This window comes from Flavobacterium panacagri (genome assembly GCF_030378165.1).
Classification (GTDB): Bacteria; Bacteroidota; Bacteroidia; order Flavobacteriales; family Flavobacteriaceae; genus Flavobacterium; species Flavobacterium panacagri.
On record NZ_CP119766.1, the window covers coordinates 1,439,353 to 1,459,292 of the forward strand.

The 19,940-nt window shown below is 33.7% G+C and carries 14 protein-coding genes; 8 read left to right on the forward strand and 6 right to left on the reverse strand.

All coding sequences use genetic code 11. The features are described from left to right. Positions 1-116 precede the first annotated feature (116 nt). Positions 117-668, forward strand: coding sequence for a hypothetical protein (locus P2W65_RS06550; RefSeq protein WP_289664393.1), 552 nt, complete (start codon positions 117-119; stop codon positions 666-668). Positions 669-719: 51 nt separating this feature from the next. Then, entirely contained in the window at positions 720-1,154 is a 435-nt protein-coding gene (locus P2W65_RS06555; RefSeq protein ID WP_289664395.1) for a hypothetical protein, read from the forward strand. 144 nt (positions 1,155-1,298) lie between these two features. Here P2W65_RS06555 and P2W65_RS06560 read toward each other — a convergent pair whose 3' ends face one another. Both P2W65_RS06560 and P2W65_RS06565 read right to left on the reverse strand, forming a co-directional pair. Further along, positions 1,299-1,652 carry a hypothetical protein gene (locus P2W65_RS06560; protein WP_091490550.1) on the reverse strand — a complete coding sequence of 118 codons (354 nt, stop codon included), beginning with the start codon at positions 1,650-1,652 and terminating at the stop codon, positions 1,299-1,301. A 54-nt stretch (positions 1,653-1,706) separates the two neighbouring features. Continuing rightward, entirely contained in the window at positions 1,707-2,681 is a 975-nt protein-coding gene (locus P2W65_RS06565; RefSeq protein WP_289664396.1) for a polyprenyl synthetase family protein, read from the reverse strand. Between the two features lie 270 nt (positions 2,682-2,951). Between P2W65_RS06565 and P2W65_RS06570 the strand changes: the two genes are divergently transcribed. From P2W65_RS06570 to P2W65_RS06595, 6 genes are all read left to right on the forward strand, one after another. Continuing rightward, positions 2,952-3,473, forward strand: coding sequence for a YceI family protein (locus tag P2W65_RS06570; protein ID WP_095953668.1), 522 nt, complete (start codon positions 2,952-2,954; stop codon positions 3,471-3,473). A gap of 109 nt (positions 3,474-3,582) precedes the next feature. Further along, positions 3,583-4,182: a TetR/AcrR family transcriptional regulator gene (locus P2W65_RS06575; RefSeq protein ID WP_179003245.1), complete on the forward strand. Its 600-nt coding sequence runs from the start codon at positions 3,583-3,585 to the stop codon at positions 4,180-4,182. Between the two features lie 86 nt (positions 4,183-4,268). Further along, on the forward strand, positions 4,269-5,603 hold the full coding sequence (locus P2W65_RS06580) for a TolC family protein (protein ID WP_289664399.1): 1,335 nt from the start codon (positions 4,269-4,271) through the stop codon (positions 5,601-5,603). Positions 5,604-5,615: 12 nt separating this feature from the next. Then, complete coding sequence (locus P2W65_RS06585; protein ID WP_289664400.1) at positions 5,616-6,683, forward strand: efflux RND transporter periplasmic adaptor subunit; 1,068 nt, start codon at positions 5,616-5,618, stop codon at positions 6,681-6,683. A gap of 136 nt (positions 6,684-6,819) precedes the next feature. Continuing rightward, entirely contained in the window at positions 6,820-9,996 is a 3,177-nt protein-coding gene (locus tag P2W65_RS06590) for an efflux RND transporter permease subunit (RefSeq protein ID WP_289664402.1), read from the forward strand. 378 nt (positions 9,997-10,374) lie between these two features. Continuing rightward, complete coding sequence (locus P2W65_RS06595; RefSeq protein WP_289664404.1) at positions 10,375-11,613, forward strand: TCR/Tet family MFS transporter; 1,239 nt, start codon at positions 10,375-10,377, stop codon at positions 11,611-11,613. A 61-nt stretch (positions 11,614-11,674) separates the two neighbouring features. Here the strand turns inward: P2W65_RS06595 and P2W65_RS06600 are convergent, their stop codons facing one another. The 4 genes from P2W65_RS06600 to P2W65_RS06615 form a co-directional block, all read right to left on the reverse strand. Then, entirely contained in the window at positions 11,675-14,848 is a 3,174-nt protein-coding gene (locus P2W65_RS06600) for a T9SS type A sorting domain-containing protein (protein WP_289664406.1), read from the reverse strand. A gap of 54 nt (positions 14,849-14,902) precedes the next feature. After that, a complete protein-coding gene (locus P2W65_RS06605) occupies positions 14,903-15,340 on the reverse strand; it encodes a retropepsin-like aspartic protease (RefSeq protein WP_289664407.1) in 438 nt (145 codons plus the stop codon). Beyond that, a complete protein-coding gene (locus tag P2W65_RS06610; RefSeq protein WP_289664408.1) occupies positions 15,276-17,924 on the reverse strand; it encodes a CHAT domain-containing protein in 2,649 nt (882 codons plus the stop codon). The genes P2W65_RS06605 and P2W65_RS06610 overlap by 65 nt, the downstream gene beginning before the upstream one ends. Before the next feature lie 63 nt (positions 17,925-17,987). Then, positions 17,988-19,940 carry a PKD domain-containing protein gene (locus P2W65_RS06615; protein ID WP_289664409.1) on the reverse strand — a complete coding sequence of 651 codons (1,953 nt, stop codon included), beginning with the start codon at positions 19,938-19,940 and terminating at the stop codon, positions 17,988-17,990.

The window sequence follows — 19,940 nt, forward strand, 5'->3', positions numbered from 1 at the left end:
AATATGAGTGAATATACTTTTTGTTATATAGAAAGGCAAAAGTACAACAATCACATTTATTTAAATCTTTTTTTTACGTACTTTTACGTAAAAATTTGTTAAAATAAACGTTAACTATGAAGAAAAATCAAATTTCAATCGTTTTCAATTTCTTTTTTGTGATTTTGGCTGTTTTATTTTCAACGAATGTATCGGGGCAGCAAAAGTATGTCATAGATAACAGCAATCACTTCTGGGAAAAAGTTCAATTTGGAGGAGGTCTTGGTTTAGGAATTGGTTCTGGTTATACAGACATTTCTGTAATGCCAAGTGCTATTTACAATGTTAACGAAATTGTTGCTGTTGGTGTTGGTTTACAATTTGGTTACTTAAATTCAAGAAATTATTATGAATCGTACGTTTATGGAGGAAGTTTAATTGGACTCGTAAACCCGATTCCGGAAATTCAATTATCGGCGGAGTTAGAACAAGTTAGAATAGATACGAGATATGATTCGAATATAAACAGACCCGCTTTTTCTGACAGTTATTGGAATACAGCGCTTTATTTAGGAGCTGGTTATAGAACTGGAAACGTCACAATCGGTGCGAGATACGATGTTTTGTACAATCCTAATAAAAGTCTTTACGGTTCTGGATTTATGCCTTTTGTGAGAGTGTATTTTTAAAGTTGCTAAGGTGCTGAGATGCTGAGATTCTAAGTTTTTAAATATAGAAATTTGAAGAAATTTATTTGTATACTGACAGCAGTTGTAGCTATAAGTTGTAACAATTTGGAAAAATCAAAGAATGCTGAAGCAAACGTTGTAAAAAAAGAATTACGGCCTTTTTTTGATTCTGATGAAATAGATCATTATTATCTAGGTTCTGCAAGTGATTTCGAACATTTGTCAAGTGATAATCAGAAACAGATTGAGAAGAAGAAAGAATTCTCGACTTTTTTTTATGGGTATTATCCCAAGAATATTGAAAAAGATTTTGAAAAACTTTTGTTGAAATATGATTACAAAAAGTCGAATTTATCTAGTAAGCATCAAAAGAAATTCAAAACATATTCAGTGAAAAAGATTCTATTCAGTCGTATGGATTTGCTTGCATTCCTGAATATCGTGATATTTTTATTTTTAAAAGAAAAGAAAAATCAATTGGAATAGCCAAAATTTGCTTCAAATGTGCGCGATTCCAGATTATTGGAAGTAAAATTGACACTGAAGGTTTTGGTCTTTGGACTGAGTTGGATAAATTAAAAAAAATCGTAAGACCTGAAAGTTATAGCCTTTTGGTAACGGATTGACCCTCTATTTGTAATAATTGCGAAACCAAACTTTCTGCCATTCTCTTTTTAAAATCAAAAACGCAACTTGCTCGGCAAGAATTACCAAATCTGATCCATCAAGTTGTTTGATTTCATTTTCAGGAACATCAATAATATAAAGCAGATTCAAATATTCAGCAAATTTGTACTGAATCATTCTGTAGATTTTTTCGTGAAGCTGAATTTTTAATTCGTCGGGCGAAATGCTTAACGGAAAATCGATTCCTTCATTAGCCAGATTAAAATCTTTATTAATCTGCTCAATTAAGTTTAGATATAAAGTCTCTGCCTGCGCTTGTGCTAGTAATGATTCGGTATTTACGGGTGCTACAAACATAATTATTTTAGATTTTAGATTGCTGATTGTAGATTTTTTTCTGAATACTGAACACTAAACTTTACGTCCCATTAAATTTTCGCCGAAAGTTCTTAAAACATTTTTCTTTTCAGCGTTGATTTCCATTTTTTCCAAAGTTTCAAAAGCTTTTAAAGTATACATTTCGATAGCATCTTGTGTTGCTTTTGAAGCTCCTGATTCGTTGAAAATAGCTTTGGCTGTCTCTATTTTTTCGGTATTATCTTCTAATTGCAAAGTAAATAACTGCTCTAGTTCCGAAGCTTTTTCTTTTGAAGAAAATTCCAGAGCTTTTAGGTATAAATAGGTTTTTTTGTTTTCGATTATATCGCCTCCAACTTGTTTGCCGAAAGTTTCTGGATCCCCAAAAGCATCTAGATAATCGTCCTGTAATTGGAAAGCTAAACCTAAATTCAATCCGAAATCGTAGATTAAATCGGCTTCATTTTCAGATGTTTTGGCTACAATCGCGCCCATTTTCATGGCGGCGGCAACTAAAACAGCTGTTTTGTATTCAATCATTTTAAGATATTCAGGAATCGTAACATCTTTACGGGTTTCAAAATCTACGTCCCATTGTTGTCCTTCGCAAACTTCAAGAGCGGTTTTGCTGAATAATTTGGCTAAGTTTCTAAAGACATTTGGCTCGTATTGTTCAAAGTATTGATACGCCAAAATCAGCATTGCATCACCAGAAAGAATACCAGTGTTTAAATTCCATTTTTCATGAACCGTTACTTGCCCTCTTCTTAAAGGAGCATCGTCCATTATATCATCATGAACAAGAGAAAAATTATGAAAAACTTCTACAGCCATTGCGGCAGGAAGCGCAACGGAATAATCAGTATCAAAAACTTCTGCCGCCATTAAAGTTAAAACTGGACGGATGCGTTTTCCTCCAAGTCCTAAAATATATTCGATCGGCTCATAGAGGTTTACAGGTTCTTTATGAATGTTTTGTTTTTTTAAATAATCAATAAAAAAATCCTGGTACTGACTAATATCGTGCATAAAATTAAATTCTGATTTTCGAGCCTCAAAGATACAATTCAATTATGAATTATTGGTTTCAAAAATTTAAATGCTGTTAAAAGTTTAAATAATAGACTAAAAAGTGCTAAGAATGAATTTGTTAAAATTATTTTCAAAAAACTTGGAAACTTTTTTGGTATTTAGAGTTTCCTGTTTATATTTGCAGCGTTCAATGGAAACTCATAACACTAAAAAAGTTTCCATTCAGAATTTTGAGATTATTTATAAACTCATTAAAATCAAATATTTATGAAAACAACATGGACTTTAGATTCTACACAATCAGATGTTTTAATTAAAATGAGACATTCTATCATTGCTTATTTGGGAGGAACAACAAACAAATTTGGCGGTTATGTAAGTCTTGAAGATAATGAGATTGAAGATGCTTCGGTTGAATTTTCACTGGATATTAATAATAAAACCGAAAGCTTTCAGCAAATTGATACCAACTTACAGCTTCAAGATTTTTTTGATGTTGATGAACATCCGATCATTAGCTTTAAATCAACATCGTTTCAAAAGATAAATAACAATATTAATTTCTTCAAAGGAGATTTAACTATAAAAGATGTTACTCGAGTTGTAGAACTTGATGCAGAGTTTATTGGAGTAAACACCTATAACGGAGAGAGAAAAGTGGCTTTCGAAATTAAGGGTGATATCAAACGTCAAGACTTTGGATTAGATTATAATTCATTTCATCACAATGGAGGTTTGGCTCTTGGAAAAGATATAAAGTTAATCGCTAATCTTGAATTTAGCATATAAATCTTACATAATTATTAATTTAATGTAAAATTATTACAAATATCATGGAAACTATTTTTTTAAGTTTTAGTTTCCTGGCTATATTTGTAAGAGAATTGAGAGAATTAAAATGAAAGAGAAAATTATAGCAAAAGCAAGCGAACTTTTTTTAAAGCTTGGTTTTAAGAGTGTTACAATGGATGATATTGCAGGAGAAATGTGTATTTCGAAAAAAACGATTTACAAATATTTCTGTAATAAAGAAGTTTTGATTGAAGAAAGCACTTCTTTGGTTCATGGACAAGTTCATGAAATTATGGATACCATTATTGCAAAGAATTATAATGCGATCCATGAGAATTTTGAGATTAGAGAAATGTTTCGTGATATGTTTAAGAACAACACTGATACTTCTCCGATTTATCAGCTTAAAAAACATTATCCAGAAATTTACCAAAACATCCTTTCTATCGAAATTGATCAATGTACACAGTGCTTTAGAGACAATATCGAAAAAGGGATACGTGACGGACTTTACAGAGATGATTTAAACATAGAGGTATATGTGAAGTTTTATTACACATTGGTTTTTCATATTAACGAAAATACAGTTTCTGAAAGCGAAGCACAAAGAGTAGAATTAGAAGCATTAGAATACCATACTCGAGCAATGGCTACTCCAAAAGGAGTCGAGGAATTAGAAAAGCAATTACAAAGAATTAAAAATTAACCATTCCAAAATTAATCGTCATTTTTCTGTGTGAGGATAAAGAAGCAATGACGGTCTCATCTCAAATTTAATAAATAATAACACTTATGAAAAGAATCTTTCTTATAGTTTTGTGTACCATAGGCTTTTCTGCTGTCGCACAAACCACTACTTTAACTCTGAAGGACGCTGTCAATTATGCGCTTCAAAATAAAGCTGATGCTAAAAAGGCAAAACTTCAGGTTGAAAACAGCGAATATAAAATTCAGGAAGTACGTTCAAGAGCGTTACCGCAAATATCTGCAAACGGAAACTTGACATATAATCCAATTATTCAGACAACTGTTATTGACGGTGCAGGTTTTGGACAGCCGGGAACGACAATTCAGGCCGCATTTGGACAGCCTTGGACTTCGACTGCAGGACTTTCTTTGACGCAGGCAATTTTTGATCAATCTGTTTTTACTGGATTAAAAGCAGCAAGATCTACTCGTGAATTTTATCAAATTAACGACCAGTTAACTGAAGAACAGGTTATTGAAAGAGTGGCAAATAATTACTATTCAGTTTATGTACAAAAAGAAAGACTAACATTATTAGACAGCAATTACGTAAACACAACAAAAGTTCGTGATATTGTAAAAGGTCAGTTTGACAATGGTTTGGCAAAAAAAATCGACTTAGATCGTATCGTAGTTAAAATGTCAAACATTGATACAGAACGTCAGCAGATTAAAAATCAAATCACTTTACAGGAAAATGCTTTGAAGTTTTATATGGGAATGCCGATTGAAACTCAAATCGATATGCCAAAAGAAGAATTTGAAGTGGTTCCAGCGGCTTTAACACAAGAGCCAAATATAGAAAACAGAACAGAATATCTGCTTTTGAAAAAACAAGAAGAGCTTTTAGTATACAATAAAAAAGCAATGGAAGCAGGGTATTATCCAACACTTTCATTGTCTGCTGGTTACAATTACATTGGTCAAGGCCCTGAATTTCCTTGGTTTGCAAAACCTGAAAAAGGAGTTTACTGGTCGGATTTCTCTGCGATTGCTTTAAACTTACATGTGCCAATCTTTACTGGTTTTGGTACTCGTGCCAAAGTACGACAAGCAGATGTTGAAATTAGATCACTTCAGGAAGATATTAAAGACACTAAATTATCTCTTGATTTAGATTATAAAAATGCAATGACACAAATCAATAATAATCTTGTGACCATTCAGAATCAACAAGAAAATATGCGTTTGGCAACTGAAATTCTTAGCAATACCAAAAACAATTATCTTCAAGGTTTAGCTTCTTTAACCGATTTGCTAGACGCTGAAAATGCATCACTTGAAGCTCAGAATAACTATACAAGAGCAGTTTTAAATTATAAAATTGCCGAAATATCTCTAATTAAATCAAAAGGCGAACTAAAATCTCTTACTAAATAACAAATTATTACAATGAAAAAAATAATTATAACAATCGTAATCATAGTCGTGGCACTTGTCGGGATTAACTTCATTTTAAATAAGAATAAGGCTGAGAATGAAGGTAAAACTGCAATTGTAGCAGAAAAAAATGCAGCAGTTTCTGTAAAAGTAGCAACTGTAAAAACAGAAGATGTAAATCTTGGTTTTACGGCAAACGGAAACTTTGCACCAATTCAAGAATTGACTTTCTCTGCTGAAAAATCTGGAAAAGTAATCAGTGTTTTAGTTAAAGAAGGTGATTATGTAAGAGTTGGACAAACTCTTTTAACAGTAAGAGGTGATGTAATCAATGTAAATGCTCAAGCAGCTGAAGCAGCATTTCAAAATGCAAAATCTGATTATGCTAGATATGAAAATGCTTTTAAAACTGGTGGTGTTACAAAACAACAATTAGATCAGGCAAAATTAGCTTTAACAAATGCGCAATCTAACTATACTCAAGCTAAAATTAATGTTGGAGATACAAGAGTAAAAGCGCCAATTAATGGATATATCAATAAAAAATATGTTGAACCGGGATCTATTTTAGCTGGAATGCCTGCAACTGCTTTATTTGATATTGTAAACGTTTCTAAATTAAAATTGACAGTTACAGTAAACGAAAGCCAAGTAGCAAGTTTAAAATTAGGAAACACAGTAAACATTACTGCTAGTGTTTATCCTGATAAAACATTCTCTGGAAAAATTACATTTATTGCTGCAAAAGCAGATGCTTCTTTAAATTTCCCAGTTGAAATCGAAATTACAAACAATGCTAACAACGACTTAAAAGCAGGTATGTACGGAACAGCAAACTTTGGTTCAAACAACCAAAAACAAAACTTAAAAGTGGTTCCTAGAAATGCTTTTGTTGGTAGTGTGAGCAGTAATGAAATCTTCGTAGTAGAAAATAACGTTGCTAAATTGAAAAAAGTAGTTGCTGGAAGAATCTTAGGAGACAAGGTTGAAATCATTAATGGTTTAAATGATGGAGAAACTGTGATTGTTACGGGGCAGATTAACTTACAAGACGGAAATACAGTAGAAATTATTAAATAAAAAGTAATTAGTGATTAAGGGAATCAGTCCTTAGTTCTTAGTTTTTTAGTGCCTAGAATTAGGTAACATTAAAAATGAGGAATTAAAAACTAAGGACTAGGAACTAAAAAAACTAAGTACTTAATAAAAAAAACATATGAAATTAGCCGAAATATCCATTAAACGTCCGTCGTTGGTAATTGTATTGTTTACAATTCTGACATTAGGTGGATTGTTCAGTTACAGCCAGTTAGGCTACGAGCTGATCCCGAAATTCGAAACCAACGTTATTACGGTTTCTACTGTATATCCTGGAGCTTCTCCAAGTGAGGTTGAGAATACTGTTACAAAGAAAATCGAGGATGCAATTGCCTCTCTGGAAAATATAAAGAAAATTGATTCGAAATCTTATGAGAGTTTGTCTGTAGTATCAATCACATTGCTTTCTACTGCAAATGTTGATATTTCGATGAATGATGCACAGCGTAAAATTAACGCAATTTTGAGTGATTTACCAGACGATGCTGATCCGCCATCATTGACAAAATTCTCTTTAAGTGATTTACCAATTATGACACTTGGAGCGAATGGTAAAATGGACGAAGCAACTTTCTACGATTTGATCGATAAAAAGATTGCACCAATTTTATCTCGTGTACAAGGGGTTGCTCAGGTAAATATTATTGGTGGTCAAGAGCGTGAGATCCAGGTAAACCTTGACGCTGTAAAAATGCAGGGTTATGGACTTTCAGTTCCTCAGGTACAGCAGACTATTTTGAGTTCAAACTTGGATTTCCCAACTGGTAACATCCAAACTCGTAATCAGAAAATCTTAATCCGTTTAGCGGGTAAATATAAAAACGTTGAGGAATTAAGAAACTTAGTGGTTTCTTCTCAAAACGGAATTCAAGTTCGTTTAGGTGATATCGCTGATGTTCAGGATACACAAAAGATAGCAGAGAAAATTGCGCGTGTTGATCAAAAAAGTGCCATCGTACTTCAAATTGTAAAACAATCAGATGCTAATGCCGTTGCGGTAAGTGAGCAGTTGATTAAAACAATTGCAACTTTAGAGAAAGATTACAAATCAGCTGAATTGAAATTAGAGGTTGCAAAAGACAGTACCGTATTTACGCTTGAAGCAGCAGATTCTGTTGTACATGACTTGTTAATTGCGGTTATTCTGGTTGCTTTTGTAATGTTGTTCTTCTTACACAGTATCAGAAACTCTTTGATTGTAATGGTTTCTATTCCAGCCTCTTTGATTGCAACATTCATCGGAATCTATTTATTAGGTTATACGCTTAACTTAATGTCTTTATTAGGTTTATCTCTTGTGGTTGGTATTCTTGTGGATGATGCGATTGTGGTATTGGAGAATATTTACCGACACATGGAAATGGGTAAAAGCCGTATCCGCGCTGCTTATGATGGAACTGCCGAAATTGGAGGAACTGTAACTTCGATTACTTTAGTAATTGTGGTGGTATTCTTGCCAATCGCAATGAGTACAGGATTGGTATCAAACATTATTACACAATTCTGTGTTACGGTAATTATATCAACAATGTTCTCTTTATTGGCTTCCTTTACTATTATTCCATGGTTGTCTTCCCGTTTTGGAAAATTAGAGCATATTGAAGGTAAAAACTTATTTGGAAGAATTATTCTTGGATTTGAAAGCTATTTAACTCGTTTTACAGATTGGATTTCAAACTTATTAAACTGGTGTTTAGATCACTATATTAAAACTATTGGTGTTGTATTAGTAATGTTCTTTGGATCGATCTTCTGGTTAATGGGAGGCGGATATATTGGAGGAGAGTTCTTCGCATCGTCTGATAGTGGTGAGTTCTTAGTACAGATTGAGATGCCGAAAGATGCCTCATTAGAGCAGACTAACTTTATGACGCAAAAAGCAGAAGCTTTCTTAAAAGGAGAGAAATATGTTTTCAGCCAGATTACAACAGTAGGACAAACCAGTGAAGGTCTAGGAGCGGCGCAGGCAACAGCTTACAAAGCAGAGATTGACGTTAAAATGATCGAGCAAAAAGATCGAACAGATGACGCTAATGTTTATGCTGCTAAAACAAAACGTAAATTAGAGAAGATCTTAGTTGGTGCTAAAGTGAAAACAGTTCCTGTAGGTATCTTAGGAACAGCAGAAGACGCAACTTTAGGTTTGATCGTAACAGGTCCAAACGTAGAAAGTGCAATGAAATTTGCAAAATTAGCTGAAGCTGAATTACGTACTATTCCTGGAACAACGGAGATTAAATTAACAGTTGAAGACGGAAACCCAGAGATCAACGTTCAAGTTGACAGAGATAAAATGGCTGCTTTAGGATTAACACTTCAAACAGTTGGTTTAACAATGCAGACAGCTTACAGTGGTAATACTGACGGTAAATTTAGAGCTGGTGAATACGAATATGATATCAACATCAAATACAATGAATTTGATAGAAAAAACATCACAGATGTTAGTAATTTGATTTTCATCAACAACGCAGGCCAGCAGATTAAATTAAACCAATTCGCTACAATTACAGAAGGTTCTGGGCCGAGTAAATTAGAGCGTAGAGATAAAACAGCTTCTGTAACCGTACAAGGTCAGAACGTTGGGGTGCCAGCGGGAACAATTGTAACACAATGGCAGGAAAAACTAGACAAATTACAAAAACCAACAGGAGTTAACTACATCTGGGGTGGTGACCAAGAAAACCAATCAGAAGGTTTTGGTACTTTAGGAATCGCATTATTAGCGGCTATTATTTTGGTTTACCTTGTAATGGTTGGATTATATGACAGTTTCGTTCACCCGTTTGTTGTATTGTTTGCAATTCCGCTTTCGTTCATTGGAGTTTTATTCGCCTTGGCATTAACAAACAATACATTAAATATCTTTACCATCTTAGGGGTCATCATGTTGATTGGTCTGGTGTGTAAAAATGCGATCATGCTTGTCGATTATACGAATCAACGAAGAGCTGCTGGTGAATCAATCAGAAGAGCATTGATCCAAGCAAACCACGCACGTTTACGTCCGATCTTGATGACAACAATTGCGATGGTGTTCGGTATGTTCCCAATTGCATTAGCGTCTGGAGCTGGAGCAGAATGGAAAAACGGATTAGCTTGGGTAATTATTGGAGGTTTGATTTCTTCATTATTCCTAACATTAATTGTGGTTCCAGTAATCTATGATATTATGGAGAAAATCATTAGAAAATTCTCTAAAGGAGAAAAAATCGATTACGAAGCTGAAATGGTTGCCGATTATGAGCATACAGAATTAAGCGAAGACGGTTTCAATCCGAAACACACCCATTAATAGTTTTAATTTTCAATAGTGAAATTCCGAACCCGAATTCAGAATTTTACAATAAAAAATCCCAGATTCCTTCAAATTGGAATTTGGGATTTTTTTATTGATGCCTTAAAAAAAATTCACACAGATTTTATAGATTTATCTATTCATTACATTAAAATATAGCCCGTAGTTTCAACCACGGGAAACGTATTATATGGGTTATGTTGAGGAAAAAGATAAATATTTTAGTAGAAAAAGATCTGCGTTTATCTGCTTAAATCTTTTTTAAATCTGCGTGAAAAAAATAGCACTTTCAATTGGAATTTAAACTTTGAGTTTTGGATTTTTTTATTGTTAATCGAAAAATCAGTTTATTTGCATCTCCTTACAAAAATAACTATGCTACAAAAAGACAAATCTGCAGCCATTGGTTTTATTTTCATAACCATGTTAATTGATATTACTGGATGGGGAATTATTATTCCTGTGATTCCAAAACTAATCGAAGAACTGATTCATGGCGACATCAGTGAAGCAGCAAAAATAGGCGGCTGGTTAACTTTCGCGTATGCGATAACTCAATTTGTATTTGCACCAGTAATTGGAAATTTAAGTGATAAATTTGGAAGAAGACCCATTATCTTGATTTCGCTTTTTGGTTTTTCATTAGATTATATTTTACTGGCATTTTCGCCAACTATTGTTTGGCTTTTCATCGGAAGAATTATTGCAGGAGTAACAGGTGCAAGTATTACAACAGCTTCAGCATATATTGCGGATGTCAGCACGCCTGAAAACAGAGCAAAAAACTTTGGATTAATCGGAGCTGCTTTCGGGTTAGGGTTCATTATTGGGCCTGTAATCGGAGGACTTTTAGGACAGTACGGATCTAGAGTTCCGTTTTATGCAGCAGCAGTTTTATGCATGCTGAACTTTCTATACGGATTTTTCATTCTGCCAGAATCACTTAAAAAAGAAAACCGCAGGCCTTTTGACTGGAAACGTGCCAATCCGGTTGGAGCAATTCTAGGTTTAAGAAAACATCCAACTCTAATTGGATTAATTGCAGCAATATTTTTCTTGTATGTAGGTTCACATGCTGTACAAAGTAACTGGAGTTTCTTTACCATCTATCAATTCAATTGGGATGAAAGAATGATCGGAATCTCATTAGGAATTATCGGTTTATTGGTTGGCGTAGTACAAGGCGGATTGGTTCGTTTTATTAATCCAAAAATTGGAAATGAAAAAAGTATCTATATCGGTTTGGCTTTATACACAATCGGAATGCTGTTATTTGCTTTTGCAACAGAAAGCTGGATGATGTTTGTGTTTTTAATTCCATATTGTCTCGGCGGAATCGCTGGTCCTGCTTTACAATCTGTTGTGGCTAGTAAGGTTGAACCAAGTGAACAAGGAGAAATTCAAGGAACTTTGACTAGCTTAATGAGTGCTTCATCTATTATAGGTCCGCCAATGATGGCCAATACATTTTACTTTTTCACTCATAATGATGCGCCTTTTAAATTTGCTGGTGCGCCATTTATTTTAGGAGGAGCATTAATGTTACTGAGTACAGTTATGGCTTATTTTTCACTGAAAAAACATGCAGCTCCAAAAGAAGAAATTATAGAATAAGATCAAAATAAAAAAGCCTTCATAATTATTATGAAGGCTTTTTTTGTGCGTTTTAGAATCGCTATTCTTTGACAAATTTGAATGCTTTTTCTTTTCCATCAGATTTGACATTTAAGATATACATTCCAGTTGAAAGACCAGATAAATCAATCTCAGCAGAATTGCCATTAATATTTTTAGACAAAACAGATTTTCCAGAAACAGAGAAAACTTGAATATGATCTATACTAGATTGATTTTTAATACTCAAAATATTTTTTACAGGATTAGGATAAAACCTAAAGTCTGCCAATTCAAAGTCTGGAGTAGAAAGAGAGCCGTTTACTTTTGCAGTAACTGCAAGACGTTCTTTACTTTCGACTCCATTAATAGTCTGTGATGCATAATAAGTAACTCCATCAACTAAAACAGTGGATAGTGGTAAAGGTACCTCAGCAGCAACTTTATTAGTTTTCCCAGTTGGAGAACTTCCGGGTGTACTGTACCATTTGATATTTTGCCCTTCAATAACAAGATCTGCTAAAGTCTGACCTTGTTTGAAATCTACATTTACAGTAGTTTTTCCATTTGCAGAAGGAGCAGGAACTTCAATTACAAAATTCAGCATCACAACACATCCATTTGAATCTTTAATAATTGCAGTGTAATTTCCAGGAGCCAGATTTGGATAAACATTTTGGCTTGAAAGTCTATCTAAATTTGGAGAAATAGCATACTTTAATTCTGTATTTCCACTGCTTGCATTAATAGTTGCCGTTTGATTTTCTATAGTAATGTTTGCAACTAACGGGATCGGTGCCGCTAATTCCATTACGATACTTTCAGTACATCCATTATTATCTTTTGCTGTTACAATATAAATGCCGGGGCTTAGATTTTCATAAATATTAGTGTCACTAAAAGCACCTCCATTTAAAGAATAAGTAATTGGAGATTGACCACCTATAGCGAGTGCGTGGATTATTCCGTTTTGAGCGCAGGTTATTGGAGAAACAATCGATACATTAAGATATAGTGGGCTTATAGGCTGTACGACTAAATTAAAAGTATAGATAGCATTTTCAGCATCACGAACTACTATTTTATATGTACCAGCTGCGACAACAGAAAATATGCTGTTATTACTATAAGTTACACCATTGTCTATTGAATATTGATAGTAACCAGATCCTCCGCTAGCAATTATTGATATTGTACCCGTAGGATTTGTACAAGTTGGCTGCGTAATTGTACTTACAGCGGTAAGCGGGGCTAAAGATGGTGCTGAAATAATTACTTCTATGGCTTGTGAAACACATCCTATAGCATCTTTAGCAACGATACGGTAAGATCCTGGTGCAAGATTGTTAAAAGTATTCGTGTTAGATGGTTGAGGAGGTACTGTAATTGTATTGCTGCCATTTGTAATTGTGTAACTGTATGGCATTTTTCCTCCGGTTGTATTGATTGTTATTAATCCATCGTTGCTATTTGGAGCAGTTGCATTTGCGTATGCCACAAACGTGCTATTTAGAGAATTTTTAGGACTAATTAGTACAGATTGAGTAACAATACAGCCATTAGCATCTTTAACAAATACAGTGCGATATCCTGGATTTAATTCAGAGGTATTTATATCAGAGTATGTAGTTCCCTCTGTGAAAGAATAGGTGTAAGGCGGCTGTCCTCCAGCAGCTGTAATAGTTACAGAATCTTTTCCATAACAGGTTGCTGCTTCATTAATTGTTGCAGTTGCGGTCAATGAGACAGGTGAATCTATAGTTAAAGTTGAACTAAAAATACATCCATTAGCATCTTTAACATTGATCGTATGTTCTCCAGGAGCAGCTCCAAAAAAAGTATTATTGTCTTGGTAACTTGCAGTAGTATTGACTGCATATTTATATGGCGTTTTACCTCCGCTAGCTGTAATCGTGATGGTTGAATTATAATTTATGGCGCAATTCTCGATTTTGGTATAGGCAGCTGTTGCGGTTAGTGGCTCAGAAGATTTTATAACAACTGGAAAACTTATAATAGCATTTTGGCTGTCTTTTACATTTACGACATAATTGCCTGGAGCTAAATTGTAAAAGAAATTTGAAGCCTGATATGGCTCATTATTTAAAGAATAAAGATAAGAACCAGATCCTCCTATAGTGGTAACCGTTAGAGAGCCTGTAGGATTATTGCAATTAATATCGGTTACTGCTACAGTAGCATTCAAAGGAGAAGGTGGGGCGGGTATAGTAATTTGTGTAGTATACATACATCCTTTAACATCTATAACTTCGACAATATAGGAACCTGCTCCTATACCCTGAAATCTGTTAGAAGATTGATATGGTTTTATGATTGATCCGTAAGTACTTCGCAAGATATAAGAATAGTTAGGTGTTCCTCCCGTTGCATTAACTGTTATTTCTGCATCATTGTTGCCAAAAGCGCTGACGTTAGTAGCGGTTACGTAAGAGTTTAAAACTGTAGGACTTAGTATTTCTACAGAAAATGTGAATGTACACCCTGTAACATCTTTTACTGTCAAATTATAATGTCCAGGAGGTAAATTTGAAAATATATTTGACACCCTATGATTAGTACCGTTCATAGAATAAGAATAGGGTAGCCGCCCTCCAGTGGCATTAACTTCTATTCTACCATCATTTGAACCGAAACAAGAATTGTCTATATTTAAGCTTGTTGCTGTAAGTGGGGGTATAGGTTGTACAATTTTTTCCATTGTAGCTATACAGTTATAGCCATCTTTAACATAAACGGTATAAGTTCCAGGATTTACATTATTAAAGATATTTTCGGATTGATAATTAACTCCATCTAACGAATATTTATAAGAAGATTGGCCTCCTAAAGCACCTACTGTTAATCTTTGGTTGCCACAGATTGGGTTTGTAACATTGGCATAAGAGATGGATAAGGGAGAATTCAAAAATATCATAAAAGAATTCATGTACTTCTTTTGACCATTAGTATAGACATTCACATGAATTTGCAGCTGTCTTTCATTAAAAACAAAATTCTTTGGATCTGCAATTGCATATTCATCATTTGCAGCATAAGTATCTTTTATATAATACTTAATAGTAATATTTTGGTCAGGAGTAAGACCTTCAGTCAATTCATCATATCGACTGGTCAAATCAAAAACATTATCTCCAGCACAATGTATAATACTGCTAACTTGAGCAAAAAATAAAGTAGGTAACAATAAAAGAAAACAAAGTAGAGTTTTTTTCATAGGGATAAATTTATTAAAATGGCTTAACAAATATATCAAAAAAACTAAATTGTATTATTTTAAATACAAATAATGGTTAAAATAGTCAATAATCGCTTTTCCTTCCAATAAAACATCAGCACCGATAATGCCGTGAACAGGTTTAGCTTTGTACGATTCTAAAGCTTCATTCACATGCGAAAGATCAAAAATCACAATGCTGAAATCCTTGTTTTTCCAACTTCCTAACTGTAATTTATTTTGAGAGGAAATTTGAGTTTTCATTCCCGTTCCACCAGCGCCCGAAGCTTTTGTTTTTGATTTTTTTGCTGCTAATTCAAAGTATTCTATACTTTCAAATCCGATGCAAGTGTTCGATGCGCCTGTGTCTAAAATAAAATTCCCAGAGATGCCGTTAATTTTAGCTTTAATCTGTAAATGCTGGGTTTTAGTGATTTTGAATTTTATTTTTTTGTAATTCTCTATTTTGAGAATTTCGTGAAGATTTTCCATTTCTGTACTGATTGAAACCCAAAAATAAGCCAATTACAGCCAAAAAACTAATGATATAGAAGATATAATTTGTAGGTTTTTCGGTTTCTTCGATAGTTCCGTAATAAACAAAAGCACTCCAGTAATAAGGCGATTTTTTGGCATTCGGAATGGTTTTATCTTTCAAAAATTCCCTTTTAGCATTGGCACTCGCTTTTACAAAAGAAACATCATGTTTGATTTCTTTATAGAAATAATCCATAAAAACAGAAGTCGTATAATCGTTTACATTCCATAAAGAAAACATCAGATTTTGAGCTCCTGCAAACTGAAAACCTCTTGCTACACTCATTGCGCCTTCGGCTTTATATAACTTTCCAATTCCCGTTTCACAAGCACTTAAAACCACCAAATCGGGATTAAGTTTTAAATTATAAAGTTCAGAAAACAAGATTTCTTGATCGTAAAATTTGATACTGGCAGGAGTTTCCAAATCGCCTGAAGAAGCGTGTGTACTGAGATGTATAATAGATTTTCCTATTGAATTATTTTTAAAGTTTGAAAAACTGGCATTTTCGTTTTCAAAAAACTGTCCTTTAAAATTATGTTTTATGGATTCTAATTCATTTTTTGAAAATCTAAGTGCATAATTCGTCTTTTCGAAAATCGGGAAAACACCGAGAATATTTTCTTTTCCGTTTGAAAGCGTATTGGCATTCAAATATAATTCGGCCGAATTGTTATAAGCAACATCAAATTTGTCCAACAGATAATGCATTTTTGTAAAGTTGGTTGTATTGGACGTTTCATTGATTAAGGCTTCAAAAGGCAGAAAAGATAAAATACCATCTGGAATTAAGATTAAATTTTTATGTTTTGAAGGATGGGGAATTTGAAGCTTTTTGTAAACCTTATTTCCCAGCAAATTATATTTTTTAGGATTATTAGTAATAGCCGAAGGATCTTTAAAAAGACTAATAAAAGAAAGCAATTCGGGAAAAGCGTTCTTGTCGGTTTCAATTCGATGTAATGCAATTTTATTGTTCTCTAAAGTAAAATTATAAATACAATGTGTTCCGAAAAAGTATTCGATTAATAGCGCATTGTCTTTTTCTAATTTGGCATAAAGTGCAGAAAGATCAAAGTTGGTATTCTTTTTTGAATCTGTTTTGCTTTGTTTTGTTTTCAAAAGAAGCATTAACTCATTTTGCTTTTTAACCGCTTCATTGATTTTCGAAATATCCGCCAATTCCAGTTTTTGCTGTTCTTTCAGAATAGTGGTGTTCCAATTTTGCAATTGTTGTAAAATCAGTTTTTCTTCTCTTGAAATCGTTTCTGAATTTTTAAGATGATTTTTTAAAACAACTGATTTAGTTTGTTCCGAAAGTAAAAAAGCACTTCCCAAATAGCTCATTTTTCTTTCTTTTTCATACAGAGAAAGATAGATTTCAATACACTTTTCTGTTCGGTTTCGGTTTCGGACTTGTGTTATAATTTTAGAATTTTCATAAACCAAAAGCGACTGAATCATTTCTTCAATCTGAAAAGAAAGCTCGTAACTTTTCAGCGCCTCTTTAGGTTTATTTTCAGCTAAAAAAATCAAAGCCTGTAAATCCAAAGCATCCAATAAAACCGTTTCAGCATAAAGCGAATTTTGATTGGGCAGTTTATTTTTTGAACTAGAATAAGAAGGAAGAAGTGTTTTAAAAATGAATTCAATATTTTCTTGTGCCTCGGCTAATTTTCCTTCGCTGAAAGCAATAAAAGCTGCTTCATAATAAAACTGTCCTATTTTTCTAGGTTCGCGATTAGAGGTTTTATTGAATTCGGTTTTGGCTTTTTCGAAGTATTCTGATGCTTTTACGAAATTATTTTCATTTATTTTTAACTGCGCCAGATTTCGATATGCATTGGCTAAAGTTTCAGTTTGTGATTTATCCTTTTTTAAAAAAGAAACAGCTTTTAAAAATGAAGTTTCAGCTTCGGATTTTTTAGAAGATAAAACATAGTTCGTACCTAAATTATTCAGCAAAAGACCTTTTTCTGTGTTGGAAAGTTTTTCAGTCTGAATGGTCTTTTCAATTAATTCAATTGCTTTATAAACATTTCCGGTATTCTGGTAAACATTCGAAAGATTAAGAATTGCGGCCGTTTTTTGCGCTTTGTTTTTCTCCTGACTGGCAATAAAATAATATTGTTTGATCGTGTTTTCAGCATTTTCATAATCGCCCAAAACCGTATACAAGTTCCCTAAAGGTTTTAAACAGAATTCGACAATATCATAATTTTTCAGTTTGTATTTCTGATAAATCATCCAGGCATTTTCATAGCTTTTTACCGCTTTTAAAGTCTGCCCAAACTGATTTTCATAATAGGCTTTATTACAATTAAGAATAACAATTGCCAATAATTCGTCTTTGGTTTTTGGTTTTGCACTTTTCCAAAAATCACTTTCAATATTTCTAAGATTTTGTAACGCTTCTGCAGAAGGATTTGCGGTAAAATTATCCACAGCATTATATATTTTATCTTCTTCGGACACGGTTTTCTGCCCGAATGAAATTAGAGTTGCGAATAATAAAATATAGCAATGCAGTTTTTTCATAAAGTTTTTTTCCGTCACGAATTCACGAATGATAATTATAAAAATTCGTGAATTCGTGGCTATTTAAAATTTCCAAATTCCATACACCTGAAAATAATTAAAATTCTGTTCAAAATTGATCACATACCGTGCGCCTAAACTTGGCCCGATTCTGGCAAAACCTGCCGTCAAATCAAATAAAAGGCCTGTTTTTACATCTGTAAAACTATTTTTCACTTTATCAGAACTGGTTGTCGAACTAATCAAAAAGTTCTCTTTATCGCCTTCATAAGTATCAATCTTTACAGTCTGATTTTGCTCAGAAGAAACATTGATATTCGCCTGAATTCCTGCTCCAACACCAATATAATTGTTGATGTTATAGCGAATCAAAACCGGAACTTCCCAGTTGATATTTTTATTTTCCGTCAAAGTTGTGGTGCGCACCAACTGTCTTGTTCCATTGGCATTAGTATTAAATTCGTCTGTGACATTTACAGCACTATTGTATTGATTCAAAGCATTTACCCATTCCACCTGCCAATAAAAACGATAGGATTTAAAAGGAGAAAGCGTTGCTCCCACAAAATAACTCGTTGATTTATCTAAATCAGGATAAAAATTATAACCCGCTTTTGCACCAATCGAAAGTCCAGGCAGAAATCGGGTAGTGGCGTAGTTGGTAATTATCGGTTCATTTTTATCAAAAATAATAGCAGTGCGGCTTTTGGTTTTTACCTTATGAAAATCTTCGCCAAACTTCATGGAGTATTTTACAAAACCTTTTGTAGAATCTTTTTCGTGAACATTTTTTTGTTCGCTTCCCGGAAGGTAAATATTTTTAAAAGTAAAAATGATTTGTTTCTGTTTGATAATCGTATCCAAACAGCTTACAGTTGGTTCTTCGCCTTTTGGACAAATCGGACATTCTGGATACATACTTTCAATCTGGAAAGTCTTTTTGTCAAACATATCTGGAACATCTGTTTCTAAACGAATTTTTCTTGCCGGTCCTTTGCCATTATTCTGGAAACGGGTTTTAAAATTGACTCTTTTAAAACGAACCAGTCTGTAATTCATAAATCTTCCGTTAGATCCCATTTTGTTTGGATCATGAGAAGTCACAATTTCCATTTCCAGATTTTTTACTTTATGGTTTTTATAACTTCTGTTCGGAACAAAAATACCGCGCATCGTAACAGTTGCACTTGTATCTTTAATCATTTCAGGAGTAGTTTTGAAAGTGTAAAAAACATTTCGCGTTTCTCCTGGATTGGCATCATCAAATTCTAAAACAGAAACATTATGATAGGTTTTGTTGGCATCTAAAAGCGATGCGTCCAAATCTTCTTCAGTGGTTGTATTTCGGTATTTTTTGGTTTTGAAATTCCCTTCGGCGGAAGCCAGAAAATTATTCGAATCATTCAAATCATCAACCGAAGCGACTAAGTTTTCTTTCACTTCACGTTCGCCGGCATAAGTTCTAAAATCGCTCAATTGGAAATTGTTGTGTTTGAATTGCTTTTCATTATAAAACAAATACAGCTTTCCGTTGGCAACATAATTTTCCAGATTTTGATAACTCACTACGACTACCATTTCCTGCTCCGGAATAGGATCACAGTTCTTGATAATCGCAAAACCGTTCTGATCTGCAATTGAAGCGATGTCTTTATAGTTATTATCCGTAATATCGTTTACAGCCACTTTTTTAGGACGCGTCGCAGGTGGTTTTCCGTTGTCATAATTGTTCGTTACGGCAAGTCTTGTGGTATAAGTGCCTTTCTTTTTGTAAACATGTTTCGGTTCTGCTTCTTTGCTGTAATGCCCGTCTCCGAGTTCCCATAAATAAGAATAACTTGGCTTTGGCGCACCCGCAATCGGAATCAAAGGTGGTGTCTCGGGTTTATAAGAAACCTGATTTCCGTTTTGAATAAAACTGATGTTAGCTCTTCGGGTTATGGTGTCTTTTACTTTGGTTTGCCCTATTGAGAGAATAGAAAATAGAATAAAGAAAATAGACAAATGTGGTTTCAT